Below are 19,593 nucleotides of genomic sequence, written 5' to 3' on the forward strand. Positions count from 1 at the left end.
TATTTTTTAACTACACCCTCACGCAGAGGCGCAGAGGCGCGGAGAGTAAGAGATAAAATTTGTGTTGGCGTTTAAAAACACACTTGCTCAAACCCTCAGAAATTTGGCACAATAAACTCAAAAACCATGCCTCAGCCCGGTGACATCCTCCGCAACCACTATAAAATTACCAAAATCCTCGGTAGTGGTGGATTTGGCGATACATATCTAGCCCAAGATATAGACTTACCCGGACAGCCAAAGTGTGTAGTCAAGCACCTTAAACCCAACTCTGACCCCGCAGTTTTACAAATTGTCAGAAGATTATTTGATAGTGAGGCGCAGGTTTTATATAAGTTAGGCAATGATAGCGACCAAATCCCGCGACTCTTCGCCCACTTTGAAGAAAAGGGCGAATTTTACTTAGTGCAAGAATTTGTAGATGGTCAAGACTTAAGCCATGAAATTATTCCCGGTGAAAAGTTAACAGAAATAGCAGTCACCAAACTATTACAAGAAATATTAGAAATATTAGCAGTAGTTCATAAAAAGAACATTATTCACCGTGACATCAAACCGCAAAACTTAATGCGTCGCCGTCAAGATGGTAAAATAGTCCTGATTGACTTTGGTGCAGTTAAAGAAGTGAACACTATGATGGTGAACACCCAAGGTCAAACGAGTTTTAGCGTTGCCATTGGTAGTCTTGGTTATATGCCCAGTGAACAAGCAGCCGGACAACCAAAGTTAAGCAGTGATGTCTATGCAGTGGGGATGTTAGGGATTCAAGCTTTAACTGGCTTACAACCTAGTGAACTACCAAAAGACCCTACTGACGGTGAAGTAATTTGGCGCAATTGGGCAAATGTCAGCGAGAAGTTGGCAGATGTGTTAAATAAGATGGTGAGTTATTACTTTCGGGATAGATACCCTTCCGCAGTGGAGGCGTTGACAGCACTTAAATCACCACAGCCACAACAGCGACAAGTACCGCCAACTATACCAATACCACAGCCACAACAGCGACAACAGCGACAAGTACAGCCAACTATACCCACACCACCGCCAACACCTACAAAAATCATCATTCCTTGGTCAAGGCGAAAGGTAATACAAACAGTTGGGTTTGCGGGTGCTGGGTTGGGTTTAGCGATTGTAATACCGCGCCTATCTCAGTCTGATTCTGGAGAAATCAGCATACCTGACATAAAAACGACACCAGAACCTACAAATAGTCCGCGTCTCTCGTCTCCTACTTCCTCGAATAGCTTACAAACCTTTCAATTTGAAACGGTGACGGTAGATGCAAGAGGAAACATCACCAACCGCCGCAATGAGCAAGCAAGATATTTTGCAGAAGACTTGGGGAATGGTGTCAGCTTAGAAATGGTGCAGATACCAGGGGGAACATTTACAATGGGTTCACCGGCAAGCGAGGCGGAAAGACTTGATAGAGAAAGTCCTCAGCGTCAGGTGAGAGTTCCCGGCTTCTTCATGGGGAAATATGAAATCACCCAGGAACAATATCAAGCCATTATGGGAACAAATCCTGCTAACTTCAAAGGAGAGAAAAGACCTGTAGAACAAGTCAGTTGGAATGATGCGGTAGAGTTTTGTGAAAAATTGAGCCAGAAGACAGGAAAAACCTACAGACTACCTAGCGAAGCAGAATGGGAATACGCCTGTCGAGCAGGGACAACTACGCCGTTTTATTTTGGGGAAACCATCACCCCAGATTTAGTGAACTACAACGGTAACGTTCCCTACGGTTCTGCACCCAAAGGTGAATATCGTGAACAAACAACAAATGTAGGAATATTTCCGCCAAACTCTTTCGGTTTATATGATATGTGTGGTAACGTATGGGAATGGTGTCAAGATGTATATAATGATAGCTACCAAGGCGCGCCAATAGATGGTAGTGCGTGGTTAACAGGTAGCAGTAATAACATAAAGATACTGCGTGGCAGTGGTTGGATCGGCGATGCCAGGAATTGCCGTTCTGCCGATCGCAATGGTATAGCGGGCGAGACTCCTAACAGCAATGTTGGTTTTCGCGTGGTGACTGTGGCGTGAGGATTCTTTACCCTTCTTTTTCCAACGCCGTTGGGCGGAAAAAATTCTTCTAAATGTAGTTTCTAGATATCAAGACCATTATACACGAAGTTCAAAATTTAATCAAACTGCAACCCAACCTCTAGATCCCCGACTTCTCAAAGAAGTCGGGGATCTGACCTAAGTCAAGACAACTGACTTTTCACCCAATCACGAAATATTTTTACTAATTCCAGATAATCCATTGTTTCGGCTTGTTGCAAAAATCGAGCAATTTCTGGAATGGGTAAGTTAACAAAGAATTGACTAGTTTGGCAGGTAATATAGGTGTCATTTTGTAATTGTTTAATCACCAGAGATTCCCCGTTATAAATCCAAACTTCTGCTACACCCAAATCTGCATAGACTCGTAGACGACTATCAGAACTGCTGGTGACATCAATTTCCACGACTAAATCAGGTGCGGGGTCTTGTGTTAAGTCCAGTCGTTTTTTTCCCCGAACCAGGGCAATATTACGAATATAGAAACATTCATCTGGTTCTGCACCACCCAGTTCAGGACGTTTTAAAGTAGTTGAACCCAAGGGTTCTATACTTATATCCAGTTCTTCAGCGATTGTCTCAACAAAACGCCCTGCAACTTTCTTAAATCTTTCATGTTCTGGGGATGGGGATATAATTTCTAGGTTGCCACGATTGTAAGTCAACCGGAGACGGCGATCGCTTAATTCTTCTAGTAATCTCTCATAAGTCTGCCAGCTAATCCCCGTCAGGTGAATGATTTCATGCGGTGGTGTCAGCAGTGTTGCAGTCATAAGTTCAACCGAAAATCTTATGGCTTTATTTTAGAGGATGGAAACAGGGAAAGCGATCGCAATTCGCAATTCGCAATTCGCAATTCGCAATTCGCAATTCGCAATGGACTAACGTCCCGCTCGTGTCTTGGTCAAAAATGTAGAGAATTGTGTAAGAGGGTGTTTGAAAAGTCCCCTTTTATGTCATGCTGACGAAGGAAGCATCCCAGTGTAACGGTAAAAACGCGGATTCTTTCCTACGGAACGCTTCGCGAACCTTCCGCAAAGCTCCACTCAGAATGACAAAGGATACCTGACAAAACTTTTCAAACAGCCTCTAAGGAAATCGACGGACTAAAGCTCTTCTTACCTGATAATCAGGTTATGGTTCATCTGGAGAAGCCTAAACGTTTTTTCACATCCTCCCAACTAGAACCATTGGCTGGATTATTCTAATAACTTGCTAATCGCCGATCTAATTCTTGTTTCTGCACTTCGCTCAAAGTAACGTCTTCTGCTTGTTCAGAGATACTGTCCCATAAATCTTCAGCTAGTTGAATACGCTCTGCAACGCTGAGTTGAGAAATGTCAACTTTCAATAGTGGATGTGAACTCATTAGTACAGTGTGAGAGTTTAGCTTTTACCTATTTTACAGAACTCTAACGGCAGAATTTGCGATCGCTATCATTTTCTGGATATTGCCAAGAATAGGCAAAATGGCTTACCCCTTTTAGCTTAGGTGCAAATTGTTTTAATGCTTGCATTTGTGCTTCTAATGAGGGACGATTACTCACTGAGCCTCCCCATTTGCCAGCTAAAGCCGGAATTATTTGTGTACCTGGCTTGGATAGACTGATAACTCGTTGTACTTGCTCTACAATACAGCTAACGTTACCACAAGTTCCATAAGACATGGGATGCCACTCTAAGGAACTAGGAAACTGATCCCAAGGTTGCAAGCGAGAATCATATCCTTGTCCCACCATTTGGTTGCCTTCTGGAAAAAATACCACGCCAGAGGGAATACCAAGTTGTTTTGCTGGGTGACTAGCTAAGGTGACAAAATCTATAATACCTTGCATGGCATGGGCTACAGCCAGCAACCATAATTCTGTTTGTAGTAGTGGTTGTCGCTCGCTAGGTGACAGGAGTGATTTTTCTTGTGCTGTAATCACACGTCCTTGCCACATCGGTTGATTTTCTTGGGGATAAAGTTGATCAACTTCACTAATATCTCCTGCTGTGACGTATCCTTTACCTAAGAAACGCCGAATTAACTCTAGTCCTTGGTTATTTTGGGCGCGGCGAAATAAAGCCTCTTGGGTAGCTTTAGTAAATAACCATAAATCTGTAACTTTGGTGGCGATGGAATTACTACCGGCTTGACGGGGATAACGGATATAGTCAAACAATAAACCATCGGGGCGACGGCGTAAGATTTCTTGTACGAGGCGGTAGTAGTCGCGTTTAGCTTGTTCGTTGTAGGGGTCGATAAATACTTGATTGCTATCATTAACAACATATAAACTAGTTTGACCCTTACCATTACGTGCGATCGCAGCTTCTCTATCTCGGCGCAGTGCATAACTATAGCCAAAATTGTTGGTATACAACCAAACATAAACTTTTAACCCGCGTTGCTTTCCCTGTTTAATTGCTGTGGCGAGTAAGTCAACTTTTTCTGCACCAGGATTGCGAATCACTGAAGGCCAAACTGTGGGGTTAGCTGCTGCGGGTAACAATACTCGCCCATCATAGAATGCTTCTACATAAACTTGGTTGTAGCCATCATTGACTATCCGATCCATAATCTGATCTATAGCCCCTGACTTCAAATCACAGGGATATAAACGTATCCAGAGAGCTTGAGTTTTTGGCCAAGTACGGTTGCGACACTGTTGTACTTCTTTGGCGTGTTTTTGGATTAATTGCTGATAGCGTCTCTGGGCATCTTTATTACCTTTGAGGGCTAATAAACGTAAATTTTCTTTTGTTTTAGTAGCGGCTGGTGATATCCGACAATATTCTGTAACTTGCGCTTGTGCTGGTTGAATCGCCAAGTAGGGAATTAACAAACTACTGCTAAAAATAGCAGTAAAGAAATGTTGCCAAAGTAATTTCACTCTCACACACTGGAAGGAATGGTTAAACATACTGGATTAAAACAGAACAAACAAATCATTCACACTATTGCAAACATTAGGGTGAACGTGTATCAGATGTTATATCTTACAATCAAGGGTTTTGAAGCTTGAATCCTAAATCCTATGTTTGCGATATCACAATGTTTTATTCTGTAAAGTTATAAGAGTAGGTTAAACAACAACATCCTACCAACGGGATATTTATCAGCAGAGTGATTGGGGACTGGGAAAAATAATGACTAATGACTATAGTCAAGAGCCTCTATATTTCTGACTCTTGACTATAAAAATATAGCAGGAGGAAAATTAAGCACCTCGCCGGAGTGCTGATTCTATCTGCTGGAATTCTTGTTCTAAACGATTTTTGAGCTTTTCTGGTACGGGTCTGTTAGGGTAAGAACTGTAGTGTCCAGCCAGAGAGTTGAGGGCTGTTCGCATAGTTGTAAAGGAACTCAGACCTACAACAGAGTTAGCCCGTTGGTAGCGAGCCGAAAAATCATTAATTTTTTGCCTAGCTTCTGCTTGAATTGCTGCTCTTTCTGGTGAATCTGGGGATACTTCTAAGGCTTGTTTTAAGGTATTGACTACAGCCAAGGTATCTTGGCGGTAATCTCCTGTTAAACTATCCGGACTACCACAGCCTACTAAGCCAATGGCAACCACCAAGACGAGGGCAAGCAGACGCGACCAATAGCGTTTCATAAGCATTATGTAAAACGATACGTAAATCAACGTCCATCGTATCTTGGATTGGTATCTTGGGGATCAAGTGAGTGCTGAGTAATGAGTGATGAGTGCTGAGTAATGAGTGCTGAGTGCTGAGTGCTGAGTGCTGAGTGGTGAGTGGTGAGTGGTGAGTGGTGAGTGGTGAGTAGTCAAGAATTATTTTCTAATAGCAATGTTGTTCTTTACCTCTAGCTCTATCTTTTGATAGAGAGTATCTCGTTGCTGGTAAGGTCTGCCTACGGAAGCGATCGCTTGTTGTAAGGTTTCCACATCCATACAAGTACCACCTACAGCACCGGCCATAGTTGTAATATGCTCTTCCATTAATGTGCCGCCGATATCGTTGCAACCCCAATCTAAAGCTGCTGTTGCGCCATCTAGTCCCAGTTTGACCCAACTCTGTTGATGGTTAGAAATCCAATTACCTAAGTAAATCCGTGCTACAGCACCTAATAGTAAAGCATCTGCTAATACTGGTTGGTCACGTCCGACACGACGACGTAAGGATTTTGGTGCTTCTTGTCCAACGAAAGGTAGCAGAATAAACTCAGTAATTCGGGCGGGATATCTCTCGTGGACAGCCGTTTGTTGGAGCGATCGCAATTTTTCTAAATGCCCAATTTGTTGGGCTGGGGTTTCAATATGCCCTGATAGCATGGTACTGGTTGTATACACGCCTAATTGGTGTGCTGTGCTGACAATTTCTAGCCAAGTAGCTGTGTCAATTTTTTCTGGACACAGGACACGCCGCACTTCATCATCTAAAACTTCAGCTGCTGTTCCTGGCATCGAAGCAACACCTGCATCTCGCAAAGCTTTAATAACATCAGCATATGTTAAGCCATCAATGCGGGCAATAAATTCTACTTCTTGGGGAGAAAAGGCGTGGAGATGAATCTGGGGAAACTCTTGCTTAATCGTTTCTACTAACTTGAGGTAGTAAGACAAGGATTTACCGTCAATTTGTGCTTGTGGGTTTAATCCTCCCTGCATACAAATTTCTGTTGCACCACGCTGCACAGCATCTTGAGATTTTTCCAGAATTTGCTGCCAATCTAACCAGTAAGCACCAGTGTCTCCATCATCTCGACGAAAAGCACAAAAGCTACAATGTTGCTCACAAATATTAGTAAAGTTAATATTCCGGTTAATTACGTAAGTAACCGTATCCCCGGCTTGCTGCTGGCGGAGTTTGTCAGCCGTGGCACAAATAGCTGCGATCGCTTCAGGGTGAGTTTGTGTTAACAATGCCATCCCCTCAGCCGGAGATAGATCATACCCTAAAAGAGCGCGGTCAATAACAGCATCAATAGGATTTTTATTCACAGTAAATTAATAAAAATTAGCTACAAAAATTTATAGTCTTATTTTTGCATTTAATCTTACTAAAAAGTATACAAATTTCATATTCGTGTGCAACATTACTTAGCCTTGAACTGAAGCTTAATAAAACACGACTTTTAGTATAATTAAGACGGCAATTCTTTATAATTCTAGGGTGAATACTTAACATAATCATCAAAGTATGGTGAGGAGATTACTGGTATTATGACCAAAATTACGTATAAGCAAATATATTGATAAATCCAGGGTTGCCAGAAACTAGCTTCAAGAAACTGGTTTTTGTGGAAGGGAGCATCCATTCTCGGTGAATAGCCTGCCAAAAGTCGATGCTCTCCTGTGGAAGACCAGAACACCATCATTTTGTAAACTCTATCTTGTGATTTGTAATCTAGTTTATGAATGTCAACTCATCCAGCGCATTGTTAGCAGTCCCAAATGGCCCGTTGCAGATTTCTGATTTACCGCCTACTAGTTTAGGAACAATTGACCAAAATATTTACTTGTCCTTGGTGATTCCTACTTACAAAGAACGGGACAATATTCAGAATGTTGTCAAAATTTTGACTCAAACATTAGATGAATATATTCCAGGAGACTATGAACTAATAGTTGTGGATGATGATAGTCCTGATTTGACTTGGGAAGTAGCTCAATCCTTAACTAGTAAATACCAACAGTTGCGGGTGATGAGGCGACAAGGGGAAAGAGGACTATCTTCAGCAGTGATTCGTGGGTGGCAAGTCGCTAGAGGTAGGGTTTTAGGAGTAATTGATGGGGATTTGCAGCATCCACCAGAAGTTTTAACACAATTGCTGTCTCAAATTGTACAGGGAGCAGATATGGCAGTAGCCAGCCGTCATGTAGATGGCGGTGGTGTCAGTAGTTGGAGTGCAGTAAGACGTTTCTTATCTCGTGGGGCGCAATTGTTGGGGTTAATTTTACTACCGGGAGTTTTGGGAAGAGTTTCTGACCCCATGAGTGGCTATTTTATGGTGCAACGTAGGAGCATTGTGGGGGCGACACTTAATCCCGTCGGGTACAAAATTCTCCTAGAGGTGATTGGGCGGGGTAATGTAGAAAATATTGCCGAAGTAGGTTACGTATTCTGCGAGCGCAAAGAGGGTGAAAGTAAAGTTACGTGGAAGCAATATGTGGACTATATTCACCACTTAATTCGGTTGCGGCTGTCTACAGGTGGCTGGAAACGCTTGAGTCAGAGTGTAGAAGGCTTTCCGATGGGTAGATTCTTGCGGTTTGGCTTAGTGGGGCTGAGTGGGGTATTTGTCGATATGGTGATGCTCTATTTACTCAGTGATCCGTCTACCTTGGCTTTGCCTTTGACTCGCAGTAAAATCATTGCTGGGGAAATTGCAATTTTCAATAACTTCTTGTGGAATGATGCTTGGACGTTTGCGGATGTCTCCATGAGACAGCAAGAATGGCATCAACGGCTAAAGCGATTTTTGAAGTTCAACGTGATTTGTTTGGCTGGGTTAGTTTTGAATGTCTTGGTGTTGAATTTAGTATTTAATTTCCTGATTTCTAACCGCTATGTTGCTAACCTAATTGCGATCGCATTTGCTACAGTCTGGAATTTCTGGGTGAACTTAAAACTTAGCTGGCGGGTGACTGATGTGAAATAGTCAGCGAACTGAAATCAACCATGTGAGTCTAATATATACAAATTGACCTGTTCTGGCTCTAGCAAAGACATAGATGCGTTTGTATAATTGGCACTCTACCATCTCATCTCGTTGGTTTCATCCTTTACTGTTGCTGATCTGGTTAATCATCGGACTCGGCTTACGTTTAACCAACTTGACTACCAAGCCTCCTTGGACTGATGAATTTTCTACATTGGTTTTTAGCTTAGGAAATAGTTTTTTAGGAGTACCTTTAGATCAAGCGATCGCACCTGACATTTTATTGCAACCACTGCAACCACAACCAGCTGCGAATCTTCATGATGTCTGGAGACACCTGAGTCATGAAACCAACCATCCCCCGATTTACTTCGGTTTAGCCCACTTGTGGATGCAATTATTTCCCACACAACAGGGTTTAGTTTCTTTGTGGGGGGCGCGATCTCTAGCAGCGATTTTAGGTGCTGTATCTATCCCGGTAATTTATGTCTTTAGCTGGATTGCCTTTCGTTCCCGCTTAGTGGGTCATTTAGCGGCAGCGATGATGGCTGTATCACCATACGCCATCTTTTTGGCACAAGAAGCCCGTCACTACAGTTTGGTGATTTTGTGGGTGATTGCTTCCCTCGCCTGCTTTGTGATAGCCACTCGCCACATTCAAAACCAGACACAAATACCCATTAACATAGCACTAAGCTGGATAATAATTAATGCCTTGGGGATTGCGACTCATTATTTCTTTGTTCTGACGCTGTTGACAGAAGGCCTAGTGTTAATAGTTCTGGCTGGGCAGCAAATCCGAACTAATCCCAAAGTTTTTTTATCTCCCCCTTGGCGGCGGATTTATGCTGTTGCTCTGGGTACTTTTATCGCTGGTATAGTTTGGCTACCAGTATTTTTACAAAATAGCTATGGCGAGCAATTAACAGACTGGATACAGCAACCCCGTCAAGGATTTGCTTGGTTAAGTCCATTTTTTCAGGCTTTTGCGGCCTGGGTAACGATGCTTTACTTGCTACCAGTCGAAGCCCCACAGTTGTTGATTGTGATTGCTTCTGGCTTGGTAATGCTGATATTTATAATTTGGGCAGCACCAATTTTAGTCCGGGGTTTAAAAGCAAACTTACAACAACCCGAAACCCGTTTTGTGACGCAGATATTAATGGGAGTCGTTGCCTACGCGATCGCTTTATTTTTTGTCTTTACCTATTTTCTAGGTATAGACTTAACTAGGGGTGCGCGTTATAACTTCGTTTACTTTCCCTCTGTTATAGCTTTACTAGGAGCTAGTTTAGCTGCAACTTGGCACAGTTCCCAGGGAAAAAAAGCCGTCATAGCGATTTGGCTAATGGGGTTTATCAGCGCGGTTACAGTCATCTGTAATCTTGGTTATCAGAAATATTATCGCCCTGACCTGTTTGTAAAATTAATTCAGCAAACATCGCAAGTTCCTGTTCTCATTGCCACTACACAGGTAACTCATGTGCAGATTGGTGAAATGATGGGCATAGCCAGAGAGTTCAGAATCAGAAATATTGACTTTCCCTCTCCGTTATTTCTTCTAGCTAATCAAGACCATGATCCTCAGATTTCCACTAATACCTTAGAAAAGACTTTAAATAAATTGCCACGACCGTTTGATTTATGGCTAGTGAATTTTCATGCTCCCATAGGCGAATCAGTCAAAGAATGTGCATCTGATACTCAATCTTTGCCAGGCGTAAACGGCTATGAGTACAAAATTTATCACTGCTCATCCAACTCTGGTAGATGAAAAGTGCTAAGTAGGTAAATATTTTGTGTATGTTGAGATATAAGTAAGAGTCAACGTGAAACAATCAAAAGATAGTGCAAATTTGATTGGTTACAATCTCTGAGACTGTAATGTTATCTAGACATCCATTAAATTTTTTTACCAGTGCTGTATTGCCATTCTTGCTCAGTATCGCCACCATCATATTTTTTTACCAACCGTATGCGATCGCCTATGGCGGAGTGCAGCCCATCGAGGCAGAATTACCAAACCTCAATCAGCAAAATAACCCCATCATCATTGAAAATCAAAAAATAGGGACTACAGATTGGCAGTTGACGAAACCTGCAACTAGGCGAGAAATAGAAGGTTATGCTTCTCTGACTAGTGTGAATCGTGGTGACACAATTAAGTTATTTGTCAATACTAAAGAGCCAAACTACACCATAGAAATCTTTCGGATGGGTTGGTATGGTGGTGCTGGTGGTAGGCAAATGGCTGCTGATATTAAACGAGTAGGAGTCAAGCAACCACGGCCAATTATAGATAAAGCCACCGGACTGATTGAATGTAATTGGAAAGATCCATACACTCTGAAAATACCGTACAATCCGAGAGATCCGACACAGTGGGCTAGTGGTTTTTATTTAGCAAAACTGACTGCTAGTAAAAGTGGCAAGCAAAGCTACATCATCTTTGTTGTGCGTGATGATAGTCGCCCTTCTGATATTCTGTTTCAGTCAAGCGTCACTACCCACCAAGCCTACAATAATTGGGGTGGGATGTCCCTGTATCGTTGGAATAGTCAGGCTAAACAAGCACAAAAAGTTTCCTTTAACCGTCCCTATGCTGCTAGCCCCAATTCAGCCGCCGCCTACGGAGTAGGTGCAGGAGAATTTTTAACGAATGTCCAACCACCAAGAAGAACTTCTAACGCTGGTTGGGAATACAACATGGTGAGATGGCTAGAACGTTCTGGCTACAATGTTACTTACATTACAGATATTGATACCCACGAAAATCCTTTGGACATGGATACTACCAAACCCATGTTGTGGTTGCACAAAGCCTTTCTTTCAGTAGGGCATGATGAATATTGGTCGACAAAGATGCGGCAAAATGTAGAAACAGCTAGAGATAACGGTTTAAATCTGGGATTTTTCTCTGCTAACACCTGCTACTGGCAAATTCGCTTTGAGCCTAGTCTTATTACTCAAGATATGAATCGTACCATCGTAGCTTACAAAGAAAGTATGGCTTTAGATCCATTTGCCAGAGATCGAGATCCCACAAATGATTTCTTAGTGACAACCCTTTGGCGTAGCAAACCTGTCAATCGTCCAGAGGAAGCATTGATAGGCGTGATGTATGAAACATTTGAAGTTAACGCTGATATTGTTATTAATAATACAGCACCCAATTGGTTGCTGACTGGAACACAATTATCCCAGGATAATGATACAGCATCAGTACAGAGCAATAGCAAAGCACCACCCAAGGAAATGCGTCTGAAAGGACTTTTAGGCTACGAAGTTGATCGAATGTTTGGCTACACCCCAACTAATACAATACGCCTAGCCCATTCACCTTATCGATATAAAGGCAGAACTAGGTACTCAGATATGACGATGTACACAGCAGATTCTGGCGCAATGGTATTTGCAACTGGTTCGATACAGTGGAGTTGGGGATTAGATGATTACAATGCGCCAAAGTTACGCTCATCGGTATTAAGTCCTGATGCACAGGCTATTACACAGAATATTCTGGACAGGATGATAGGGAAATAGGGGATTGAGAAAATATTTTCTACCTTGTCTCATAATTCTCTGGTACACCAATTGGTGACAAACCGGCGATCGCTCTTAAATTTTGACAACGAATTAAATCAGTAAAATTTAAGCTGGAATTACCTTCAATTTTGCTGACTGTTTCAATAGCACCTAACAAATGTTGTGCAGCTTCTATTTCTGAGTAACCCCGTCTTTGGGCTACTTTAATAGCTGCTAAATCAGCATTTATCAATAATTCTGGAGATTTATTCTTACGCCAAATGCGCGTGAGAGCGATCGCACTTAATCCCCCACCTACAGCTACACCTACAAAATCTGACTGTGTAGATTCCACCAATGCACCTATAAACCCAGCCAAAGCTACACCTTGATAAATATCCGGTTTAAACCATTTCACCCCCGTTAACCAAGCAACTTTCTGCAAAAGTAGTAAATCCCGTTGCGGTTTCGACAGGCGACCCCATAAATCAAAATTAATATATATCGGTCGTTCCTGATTCCAAGGTAAGGGAAAAGCAGCATCTATCACCTTGGTTTGCTCTGGTTTACTAACAATTTTAGATGTCATGCGCCCAGAAGCAGGCATCACATCTAATAAACGGCGAATTTCAATCTTAGACTCCATGAAAATAATTCGTAATTCGTAATTCGTAATTCGTAATTAGAAAACTGATTTTGCAAAAATCCACCCATACTCACTTGGACTACTTGCAACAAACGGCATTCTCCCTCGCGCAAGCTGAATAACACCCAACGCTCAACTCTAACCATGTATTCTATTATGATGATGATGGTGTCAGAAAAAACACCGATTAGCTTTCTTAATTACGAATTACGAATTACGAACTACGAATTAATACATGGACGCTTTTGCTCCCATCCCGCCTGAATGGACAGATAAGGCAATTCACGCTTATAAGTTTTGCTGTCCTAGTTGTCGCGCCAGTAGCTTAGAAGCTGTACAAGTTTGGATTAATCGGCGATCGCCTGTATTCACAGAAAATCATCGCCGTAAATGGCAGGAGTTTTACAACTGTCGGTGTGGTTGTGTATGGTGGGCTTGGAGTAGCGATCGGCCTCCGTCGAATTTAGTAAAGCCTCAAGATTCTAGCTCTGAATAAATTTCCCATCACAACAAAAGCCCACCTTTAGGCGGGCTTTCACGTTTAGTTAGGTTTTTACTATCATTACTCAACCATTACCAAATTTAGAAACTGAAGGTTGTGCGGATAGTACCAACATAGATGGTGTCGTTGTCGTTGTTGTGTTCAGGATTAAAGATTACCAATAAACCAGGAGTAACACTAATGTTGTCGGTCAGCCTCATCTTATAAAGACCTTCTAAGTGATAGGAAGTGTCAGAGTCTCTGGTGATTCCATTACCACCTGTAAGTTTGGGTGGCTGACCAAAAATCACACCCAATGTGTTACCTTCGCGACCAAAATCTCTCAACGCTAAATTAGCAGCCCAGTACCAAACATCTGCATCTCTATCAGCACCTGTTTCCGCCTGAGCATCGGTATAACCTACCCAACCGCCAACCCCAATATTAGCACTGGGACGGAAGTTAGCTTGAATACTGTAGTTATTGGCTGAGGTAGCAGCATTACTAAAAGGATTGTTAGCAGCAGAACTACCCTGACTACCAAATAGATTTATACCATTGGCAGAGTTTTGATAAGTGCGAGAGTAGGTAAAACCTAAATTTAGAGCCTGACTGGGTTTAAAGTCTATTTGACCGAAAATGGCGTTAGCACCATCGAACAAACCATTACCATCGGTAGGGTTGCTAGCTCTGGGTGCAAGATATGCGCCTGTAAAGCTAATAGGACCTCCAGGACTAACCGTTACGGTGAGTCCTGCGCCACCAGGAGATGATGCACGATAAATGGGGCTGAAACGTCCGTAGCGAGAGATAGAACCTGAACCACTACTTCTGAGGTCTGGGTTGAAAACATTAGTGTTATTCCAGAGTTCAGCACCAACAGCATCAACCTTGACTTTGATTGCCTCACTTAAGTTGAACTCATAGTTCACCTTATCAATTTCAACGTTAGTACCAAGACTATTACCAGATGTACCAGTAACACCATCAAAACCCAAACGAGTCATGTTAGTGCCAGTGTTAGCTCCACTGTATTGAGGAACGTTACGAGCTTGCAAACGAATCTGCAACTTGTCTGAACCCATAAAGCTGCTTTCCAAACTCAAACGAGCGCGGTAAGCAAAGACTGGGTTATCTGCAAGATCGCCTCCACCTGCTCTCTCATCACCAAAAGCACTAGCTAAAGCGAAGATAGCTTCACCCTTCAACTTTGTGGTAGTAGAGAACTGATTAGCTTCCAATTCAGCAGTACGAGCTTCTAAAGCATCTACACGACCGCGCAGGGTTGCCAATTCAGCAGAAAATTCTTCTTGCAAACGCTGCAAGGTAGAGAGGTCTTCCTTTGTTACCAAATCAGCTGTAGCTGTAGCAATTAGTTCATTAACTCTGTCTAAACAAGCATTCAAACCAGCAGCAAACTCATACCGAGTCAACGCTCTGTTCCCACGGTATGTGCCGTTGGGATAACCTGCGATACAACCATAACGCTCAACTAAAGATTGCAAAGCTTGGAAAGCCCAGTCAGTAGGCTGAACGTCTGAAAATTGTGATACAGATGTTACTTGACCGATTTCTTGAGATGCTTGAGTCAATTGGGTAACACTTGTCACCTTTTCATTCACTTCCCCAGCCAAAGCACTGTTAGCAGCCAAAAATGTAGCCGCAAAAACGGCTGGACTTACTTTTAAAGCGTTCCAGAATAGTTTTGTCATGATCTTAACTTCCGCTCACACCAACGAGTTCAAAGTCATGGTAAAATCTCAAACTCAATTAATTTTCGTAAGATAATTTACACATGAGATTCAGTAGTTATTATACATATCTTCTTGTAATTAACACAAGAGAATTTATAATTTTTTTTACTTTATTCTTAGTTGTTTATTCGGTAGGCATAGAATAATCCGGCGTTGATAACGTAACAGCATTTCTGCTGTTTCAAACTCTTGCAACAGGCGTGTTATTGTAACTCTGGTTGTGCTTAACACTTCTGCTATTTCCTGATGGGTAATATATAGTTCAATCAGACACCCCTGTTCCACATCGCGTCCAAATTTTTTACTGAGCCATACCAAAAATTCCCATAAACGTAGTGAAATAGGTTTGAGATTTAGTATATTTAAAAGCTCTTCTGAATTTTGAATGTGAGCAACAAAAGCATTTATATATTGATGCCAAAGTGGTGCAGGAATAGTGCTTACCTCTACACTTGTCAAGCATTCAATTTGATAAGGATTTACTTTGGATAAAGGATATCCAATCAAATCACCAGCCCCCCAATATCCTAGAGTGATAAATGTTCCGTCTTCACCCCAAGTTAGTGTACGAACTGCTCCACGATCAATTAGCCAAAGTACGTCATTGACAGGATCAAGGACTTCTCGACGGGTAAATAGCCTTTGTGATAAACGTTCACTAAAGGTAGATTTATTTGCTAAAGTAGCAGAATCGGGCGGAAAAATTATCGATGACATTATGGGGGATGTTCCTAGAATGGAATTACTAGATTTTTTATTTATTAAAAGTTAATTATTCGTTTAGCATTACACACTATAAAATATATAATTTTTCATATTATTTTTTTGATAGATAATTTTTATGGGGTAAAATTAATTTACCATAACATTTGGTATTTCTGAATACAGGTGGGTTTTAAATTTATAACAAAGAGGTTTTCTTGCATTTATGAGCTTTGGTAGAAGCACTTATTCTCAATGTTTTATGGTTCGATAGATAGCATCAATTTGTTATTAATATTTTTTGATTATTGATTATTTGTATTCATTATTTCATCTATTTTTATTGCAGTTTATAAAACTAATTAGTTTAAATATTGGCTGACTTTCTCATAAAATTTTTGAACTGTTTCTAAAATAGGGTGTTATTAAAATATGGCGATATACAGTATTAATTAAATTTTACTTATGTGTCATACAAGTATTGCTTATAGATATATTTTCAGCATGGACATCCATCCACAGAGATATTTATTGATTACCATGCCAAATTTAATTTTATAAGTTTAAGGAAAGGTAATGATTGAGTAAAATGTTACTCATATTTAGTAAGTTTTCATGATTTATAGCAACCAAGACATAAAAAATAGAGGATTGGCTAATTAGGAACTTGCCAATCCTCTGTTACTGATGATGCTGCATAATTTAGGAGCGTTGACCGGTGACGATGTACGCCACCCTTTGACCGATATTAGTTGCATGATCTGCCATTCTTTCCAGACACCGAATCGCCAAAGCTAGTAAGATAATTGGCTCAACAACACCTTGTACATCTCGTTGTTGAGCTAAAGTCTGATACACGCAATTGTAGGCATTGTCTACGGTATCATCTAAATGTTTGATCCCCCGTCCACCGACTGCATCTAAATCAGCTAAAGCAACTAAACTAGTTGCTAACATTGCTTGGGCATGATGAGACATGACGGCAATCTCTGGTAAAGAGGTGTGGGGCGGATAAGGAAAGATTTTTACGGCAATATCAGCTAAATCCTTAGCATAATCGCCAATTCGCTCTAAATCGCGTACTAATTGCATAAAAGCACTTAAACAGCGCAAATCTTGAGCCGTAGGTGCTTGTAATGTCATGATAGATGTACAGTCTGATTCTATTTGTCTATAAAAACGATCAATTTTTTTATCTAATCGAGGAATTTCCTCTGCTGCTTGCAAGTCACGGGAAAATAAGGCTTGGTGGCTCAGGCGACATGATTGTTCCACCAAAGCTCCCATGCGTAATACATCCCGTTCTAATCGCCTAATGGCGCGTGCTAACTGGGGACTTGCAGAGTTGGGACTATAAACAACGACTTTCACACTTGTAGTCTCAAACGTGAAGATATTCTTAACTATAGTCTTCGCTTTGAGAGTTTGCCATCATCACAGGGAATTGAACCTGCATCCATGCGCCATCGGTTTGGGGATGGTTCATGGCTTTAATCGAACCACCATGAGCTAAAACAATTTGTCGCACGATCGCCAAACCCAAGCCATTACCTACAATAGTTTCCACTGGACTATTTGCTGGTAAGGAAGAATGAGTCCGGGATTTATCTCCGCGATAAAATCGCTCAAAAATATGGGGTAAATCTTCTGGTGCAAAACCTACTCCAGAATCAATTAGATTGATTTCTAAAGTTGGGTAAGTAATATCACCCCCCTGATGAGCTTTTGGCTGCAATATTTTGGCTTGAATTTGAATGCTGGCAGCAGGGGGACTATATTTAATACTATTATCTAGCAAGTTGAGAAAAACTTGATAAATACGGGCGGGATCGGCTTTAATCCAGATATTTTCAGGGCCAGAATAGGAAAGAGATAAATTTTGTCGTTGTGCCAATGGCTCTAAAGTTTCCCAAACGGATAAAATGAGCGATCGCAATTCCACTGCTTCAGTTTGTAATTGAAACGCCAGACTAGTTTCCATTTGGGTGAGTTCTAGCCAGCTCTGCACTAAGTTAATCAATCGGTCTACTTCCTGCATTAAACGGTCAACCCAACGATTCAAAGGCGGGTCTAAGCGATTTTGCAGGGTTTCTACTACCAGGCGAATTGAAGTTAATGGGGTTCGCAACTCATGAGCCAAGTCGGAAAATGAGCGTTCCCGCACTTGGTTCATATCCTGTATGGGTTGGCGGTTCTCTAAAAACACGCCGACTTGACCGTGAGGTAAAGGTAAACTAGAAGCTCGCAACGCCAAAGATTTGATTGTGGGCATTTCTGCGGGATTATCACAAGAAGGGTGAAACATCCAATCTTTAATTTTAGCTACTTGCTCATCACGAGTTTGCTCAATCAAGCGGTCAAGTTCATAGGAACGCACTAATTCTAGCAACAGGCGTACCTGTCCTGGTTGCCATCTTTGCAGATACAAAATTTTCTGGGCTTGTTGATTACACCACAGCAGTTGATTTTCTTCATCTACTTGCAAATATCCCACTGGTGCAAAGTCGAGCAGGTCTTGGTAAGTTTGTAGTGACTGCTGCCAGTCTTGTCCTTGCTGCTTGAGCATGACAAGCTCTTGCCTTAGCCGGGGTAGCCAAGGCATGGTCACTTTAGGAGTGCGGGAGTTTAAAGGTTGGAGTACGCGCTCCAGGTAGCGGTTTAATTGAACCTGTTGCCAAATCCAAAACCCAATGCCTACCGCTAAACCCAGAAGAAATCCCAATAAGAGCATTTGAGTTTAAGTTGTTAGTTGCTGGTGATTACTAAAAACTAACAACTATCTGACTAGCTTACCCGAATCGATAGCCAAATCCTCTTACAGTCACAATATATTCTGGATGGCTGGGGTCTTGCTCTAATTTTTCGCGCAACCACCGGATGTGAACATCTACAGTTTTGCTATCGCCAACAAAATCAGGCCCCCACACCTGATCTAGTAACTGCTCCCGTGACCATACTCGGCGAGCATAACTCATGAATAATTCCAATAGGCGGAATTCTTTGGGAGAAAGGTTCACTTCTTGTCCACGTACCAACACCCGGCATTCTTGGGGGTTTAAGGTGACTTCTTTATATTTGAGGACTGGTAGCTGTGGTAGGGTGCTGAGGCGTTGGCGGCGGAGTAAAGCGCGACAACGTGCTACTAACTCCCGCATACTGAAGGGCTTCGTTAAATAGTCATCTGCTCCTACTTCTAAACCCAACACGCGATCGGTTTCGCTACCTTTGGCACTGAGCATTAAAATCGGTACTGGGTTGCCTTGATGACGTAGTAAGCGGCAAATATCTAAGCCATTGATTTGGGGCAACATTAAGTCCAGAATCACTAAGTCGAATGGAAATTCTCCCCCGTTCGACTCAAAATTTTTCAGATATTCCACAGCAGAACGCCCATCAGGGGCAGTTACTACGCCATAACCTTCTTCTTCTAATGCTACAGCTAGCATTTCTTGGATTAGCTCTTCATCTTCTACCACCAGAACACGGCTCGTTTGTCCAATGTCTGCTCTAGCAGAATATTTGATTGATTCACTGGTGTACATTGATATCACAAAAGTCTAACCCTGTGCTTGTATCAATATCATGCTTGATGATGCTTGAGTTAATTGTCTGCTTTCAGTGCATTCATGTTTGCACCATCGTGAATTACTTTGCAAACAAAGTAATGTTTGTAACAGTAATACATATATCATAAATTACTCTGGTTGCAAGCAAGCGATCGCATTTACATTAACTTATAGCAGAAGCCAGGGGAGCAGACCTCCTCTGTGAGACATTCAACAAAACTCCTTCTAGCCTT

Annotated in this window: 15 protein-coding genes and 1 pseudogene; 5 read left to right on the plus strand and 11 right to left on the minus strand. The window is 41.8% G+C overall.

Translation table 11 applies throughout. The features are described 5' to 3' along the window. The first annotated feature begins 126 nt into the window (after nt 1–126). Nucleotides 127–2,055: an SUMF1/EgtB/PvdO family nonheme iron enzyme gene (locus ACM0OR_RS07165; RefSeq protein WP_414575636.1), complete on the plus strand. Its 1,929-nt coding sequence runs from the start codon at nt 127–129 to the stop codon at nt 2,053–2,055. Between the two features lie 164 nt (nt 2,056–2,219). Here the strand turns inward: ACM0OR_RS07165 and ACM0OR_RS07170 are convergent, their stop codons facing one another. The 5 genes and pseudogenes from ACM0OR_RS07170 to cofH all read right to left on the minus strand — a co-directional run bounded on the left by ACM0OR_RS07170 (nt 2,220) and on the right by cofH (nt 7,025). After that, nucleotides 2,220–2,849 carry a Uma2 family endonuclease gene (locus ACM0OR_RS07170; protein WP_414575637.1) on the minus strand — a complete coding sequence of 210 codons (630 nt, stop codon included), beginning with the start codon at nt 2,847–2,849 and terminating at the stop codon, nt 2,220–2,222. Between the two features lie 368 nt (nt 2,850–3,217). Then, nucleotides 3,218–3,445, minus strand: a pseudogene (locus ACM0OR_RS07175) (addiction module protein). Between the two features lie 43 nt (nt 3,446–3,488). Then, entirely contained in the window at nt 3,489–4,982 is a 1,494-nt protein-coding gene (locus tag ACM0OR_RS07180; RefSeq protein ID WP_414575638.1) for a family 10 glycosylhydrolase, read from the minus strand. A 297-nt stretch (nt 4,983–5,279) separates the two neighbouring features. Further along, complete coding sequence (psb27, locus tag ACM0OR_RS07185; protein ID WP_414575639.1) at nt 5,280–5,681, minus strand: photosystem II protein Psb27; 402 nt, start codon at nt 5,679–5,681, stop codon at nt 5,280–5,282. 174 nt (nt 5,682–5,855) lie between these two features. After that, nucleotides 5,856–7,025, minus strand: coding sequence for a 7,8-didemethyl-8-hydroxy-5-deazariboflavin synthase subunit CofH (gene cofH, locus ACM0OR_RS07190; RefSeq protein WP_414575640.1), 1,170 nt, complete (start codon nt 7,023–7,025; stop codon nt 5,856–5,858). Nucleotides 7,026–7,438: 413 nt separating this feature from the next. Here cofH and ACM0OR_RS07195 point away from each other — a divergent pair, with 413 nt between their 5' ends. From ACM0OR_RS07195 to ACM0OR_RS07205, 3 genes are all read left to right on the plus strand, one after another. Then, nucleotides 7,439–8,686, plus strand: coding sequence for a glycosyltransferase (locus tag ACM0OR_RS07195; protein ID WP_414575641.1), 1,248 nt, complete (start codon nt 7,439–7,441; stop codon nt 8,684–8,686). 73 nt (nt 8,687–8,759) lie between these two features. After that, nucleotides 8,760–10,460: a glycosyltransferase gene (locus ACM0OR_RS07200; protein WP_414575642.1), complete on the plus strand. Its 1,701-nt coding sequence runs from the start codon at nt 8,760–8,762 to the stop codon at nt 10,458–10,460. A gap of 110 nt (nt 10,461–10,570) precedes the next feature. Further along, a complete protein-coding gene (locus ACM0OR_RS07205) occupies nt 10,571–12,229 on the plus strand; it encodes a N,N-dimethylformamidase beta subunit family domain-containing protein (protein WP_414575644.1) in 1,659 nt (552 codons plus the stop codon). Between the two features lie 19 nt (nt 12,230–12,248). Here the strand turns inward: ACM0OR_RS07205 and ACM0OR_RS07210 are convergent, their stop codons facing one another. Then, nucleotides 12,249–12,857 (minus strand): DUF3318 domain-containing protein, encoded by a 609-nt coding sequence (locus tag ACM0OR_RS07210; protein ID WP_414575645.1) that lies wholly within the window; start codon nt 12,855–12,857, stop codon nt 12,249–12,251. Nucleotides 12,858–13,092: 235 nt separating this feature from the next. On the opposite strand from ACM0OR_RS07210, the gene ACM0OR_RS07215 reads away from it, so the two are divergent. Further along, the gene (locus ACM0OR_RS07215) at nt 13,093–13,353 is read left to right on the plus strand and encodes a hypothetical protein (protein WP_323268106.1); all 261 of its coding nucleotides are present in this window, start codon (nt 13,093–13,095) and stop codon (nt 13,351–13,353) included. An 86-nt stretch (nt 13,354–13,439) separates the two neighbouring features. Here ACM0OR_RS07215 and ACM0OR_RS07220 read toward each other — a convergent pair whose 3' ends face one another. The 5 genes from ACM0OR_RS07220 to ACM0OR_RS07240 all read right to left on the minus strand — a co-directional run bounded on the left by ACM0OR_RS07220 (nt 13,440) and on the right by ACM0OR_RS07240 (nt 19,336). Beyond that, a complete protein-coding gene (locus ACM0OR_RS07220) occupies nt 13,440–15,050 on the minus strand; it encodes an iron uptake porin (RefSeq protein WP_414575647.1) in 1,611 nt (536 codons plus the stop codon). A 147-nt stretch (nt 15,051–15,197) separates the two neighbouring features. Further along, nucleotides 15,198–15,809 carry a Crp/Fnr family transcriptional regulator gene (locus ACM0OR_RS07225; RefSeq protein ID WP_414575648.1) on the minus strand — a complete coding sequence of 204 codons (612 nt, stop codon included), beginning with the start codon at nt 15,807–15,809 and terminating at the stop codon, nt 15,198–15,200. A 687-nt stretch (nt 15,810–16,496) separates the two neighbouring features. Then, nucleotides 16,497–17,165, minus strand: a complete 669-nt coding sequence (gene phoU, locus ACM0OR_RS07230; protein WP_323268103.1) for a phosphate signaling complex protein PhoU — start codon at nt 17,163–17,165, stop codon at nt 16,497–16,499. Nucleotides 17,166–17,193: 28 nt separating this feature from the next. Then, on the minus strand, nt 17,194–18,525 hold the full coding sequence (locus ACM0OR_RS07235; RefSeq protein WP_414575649.1) for an ATP-binding protein: 1,332 nt from the start codon (nt 18,523–18,525) through the stop codon (nt 17,194–17,196). A 58-nt stretch (nt 18,526–18,583) separates the two neighbouring features. Next, a complete protein-coding gene (locus tag ACM0OR_RS07240; protein WP_190698334.1) occupies nt 18,584–19,336 on the minus strand; it encodes a winged helix-turn-helix domain-containing protein in 753 nt (250 codons plus the stop codon). Between the last annotated feature and the right edge of the window lie 257 nt (nt 19,337–19,593).

The sequence above is a fragment of the Anabaena sp. CCY 9402-a genome, from assembly GCF_963920945.1.
Classification (GTDB): Bacteria; Cyanobacteriota; Cyanobacteriia; order Cyanobacteriales; family Nostocaceae; genus Trichormus; species Trichormus minutissimus.

Bases quoted from the DNA above. Each gene is read 5' to 3' on its own strand.
- ACM0OR_RS07165 (WP_414575636.1), top strand. From the start codon at position 127: ATGCCTCAGCCCGGTGACATCCTCCGCAACCACTATAAAATTACCAAA.
- ACM0OR_RS07170 (WP_414575637.1), bottom strand. From the start codon at position 2,849: ATGACTGCAACACTGCTGACACCACCGCATGAAATCATTCACCTGACG.
- ACM0OR_RS07180 (WP_414575638.1), bottom strand. From the start codon at position 4,982: ATGTTTAACCATTCCTTCCAGTGTGTGAGAGTGAAATTACTTTGGCAA.
- psb27 (WP_414575639.1), bottom strand. From the start codon at position 5,681: ATGCTTATGAAACGCTATTGGTCGCGTCTGCTTGCCCTCGTCTTGGTG.
- ACM0OR_RS07195 (WP_414575641.1), top strand. From the start codon at position 7,439: ATGAATGTCAACTCATCCAGCGCATTGTTAGCAGTCCCAAATGGCCCG.
- ACM0OR_RS07200 (WP_414575642.1), top strand. From the start codon at position 8,760: ATGCGTTTGTATAATTGGCACTCTACCATCTCATCTCGTTGGTTTCAT.
- ACM0OR_RS07205 (WP_414575644.1), top strand. From the start codon at position 10,571: ATGTTATCTAGACATCCATTAAATTTTTTTACCAGTGCTGTATTGCCA.
- ACM0OR_RS07210 (WP_414575645.1), bottom strand. From the start codon at position 12,857: ATGGAGTCTAAGATTGAAATTCGCCGTTTATTAGATGTGATGCCTGCT.
- ACM0OR_RS07215 (WP_323268106.1), top strand. From the start codon at position 13,093: ATGGACGCTTTTGCTCCCATCCCGCCTGAATGGACAGATAAGGCAATT.
- ACM0OR_RS07220 (WP_414575647.1), bottom strand. From the start codon at position 15,050: ATGACAAAACTATTCTGGAACGCTTTAAAAGTAAGTCCAGCCGTTTTT.
- ACM0OR_RS07225 (WP_414575648.1), bottom strand. From the start codon at position 15,809: ATGTCATCGATAATTTTTCCGCCCGATTCTGCTACTTTAGCAAATAAA.
- ACM0OR_RS07235 (WP_414575649.1), bottom strand. From the start codon at position 18,525: ATGCTCTTATTGGGATTTCTTCTGGGTTTAGCGGTAGGCATTGGGTTT.
- ACM0OR_RS07240 (WP_190698334.1), bottom strand. From the start codon at position 19,336: ATGTACACCAGTGAATCAATCAAATATTCTGCTAGAGCAGACATTGGA.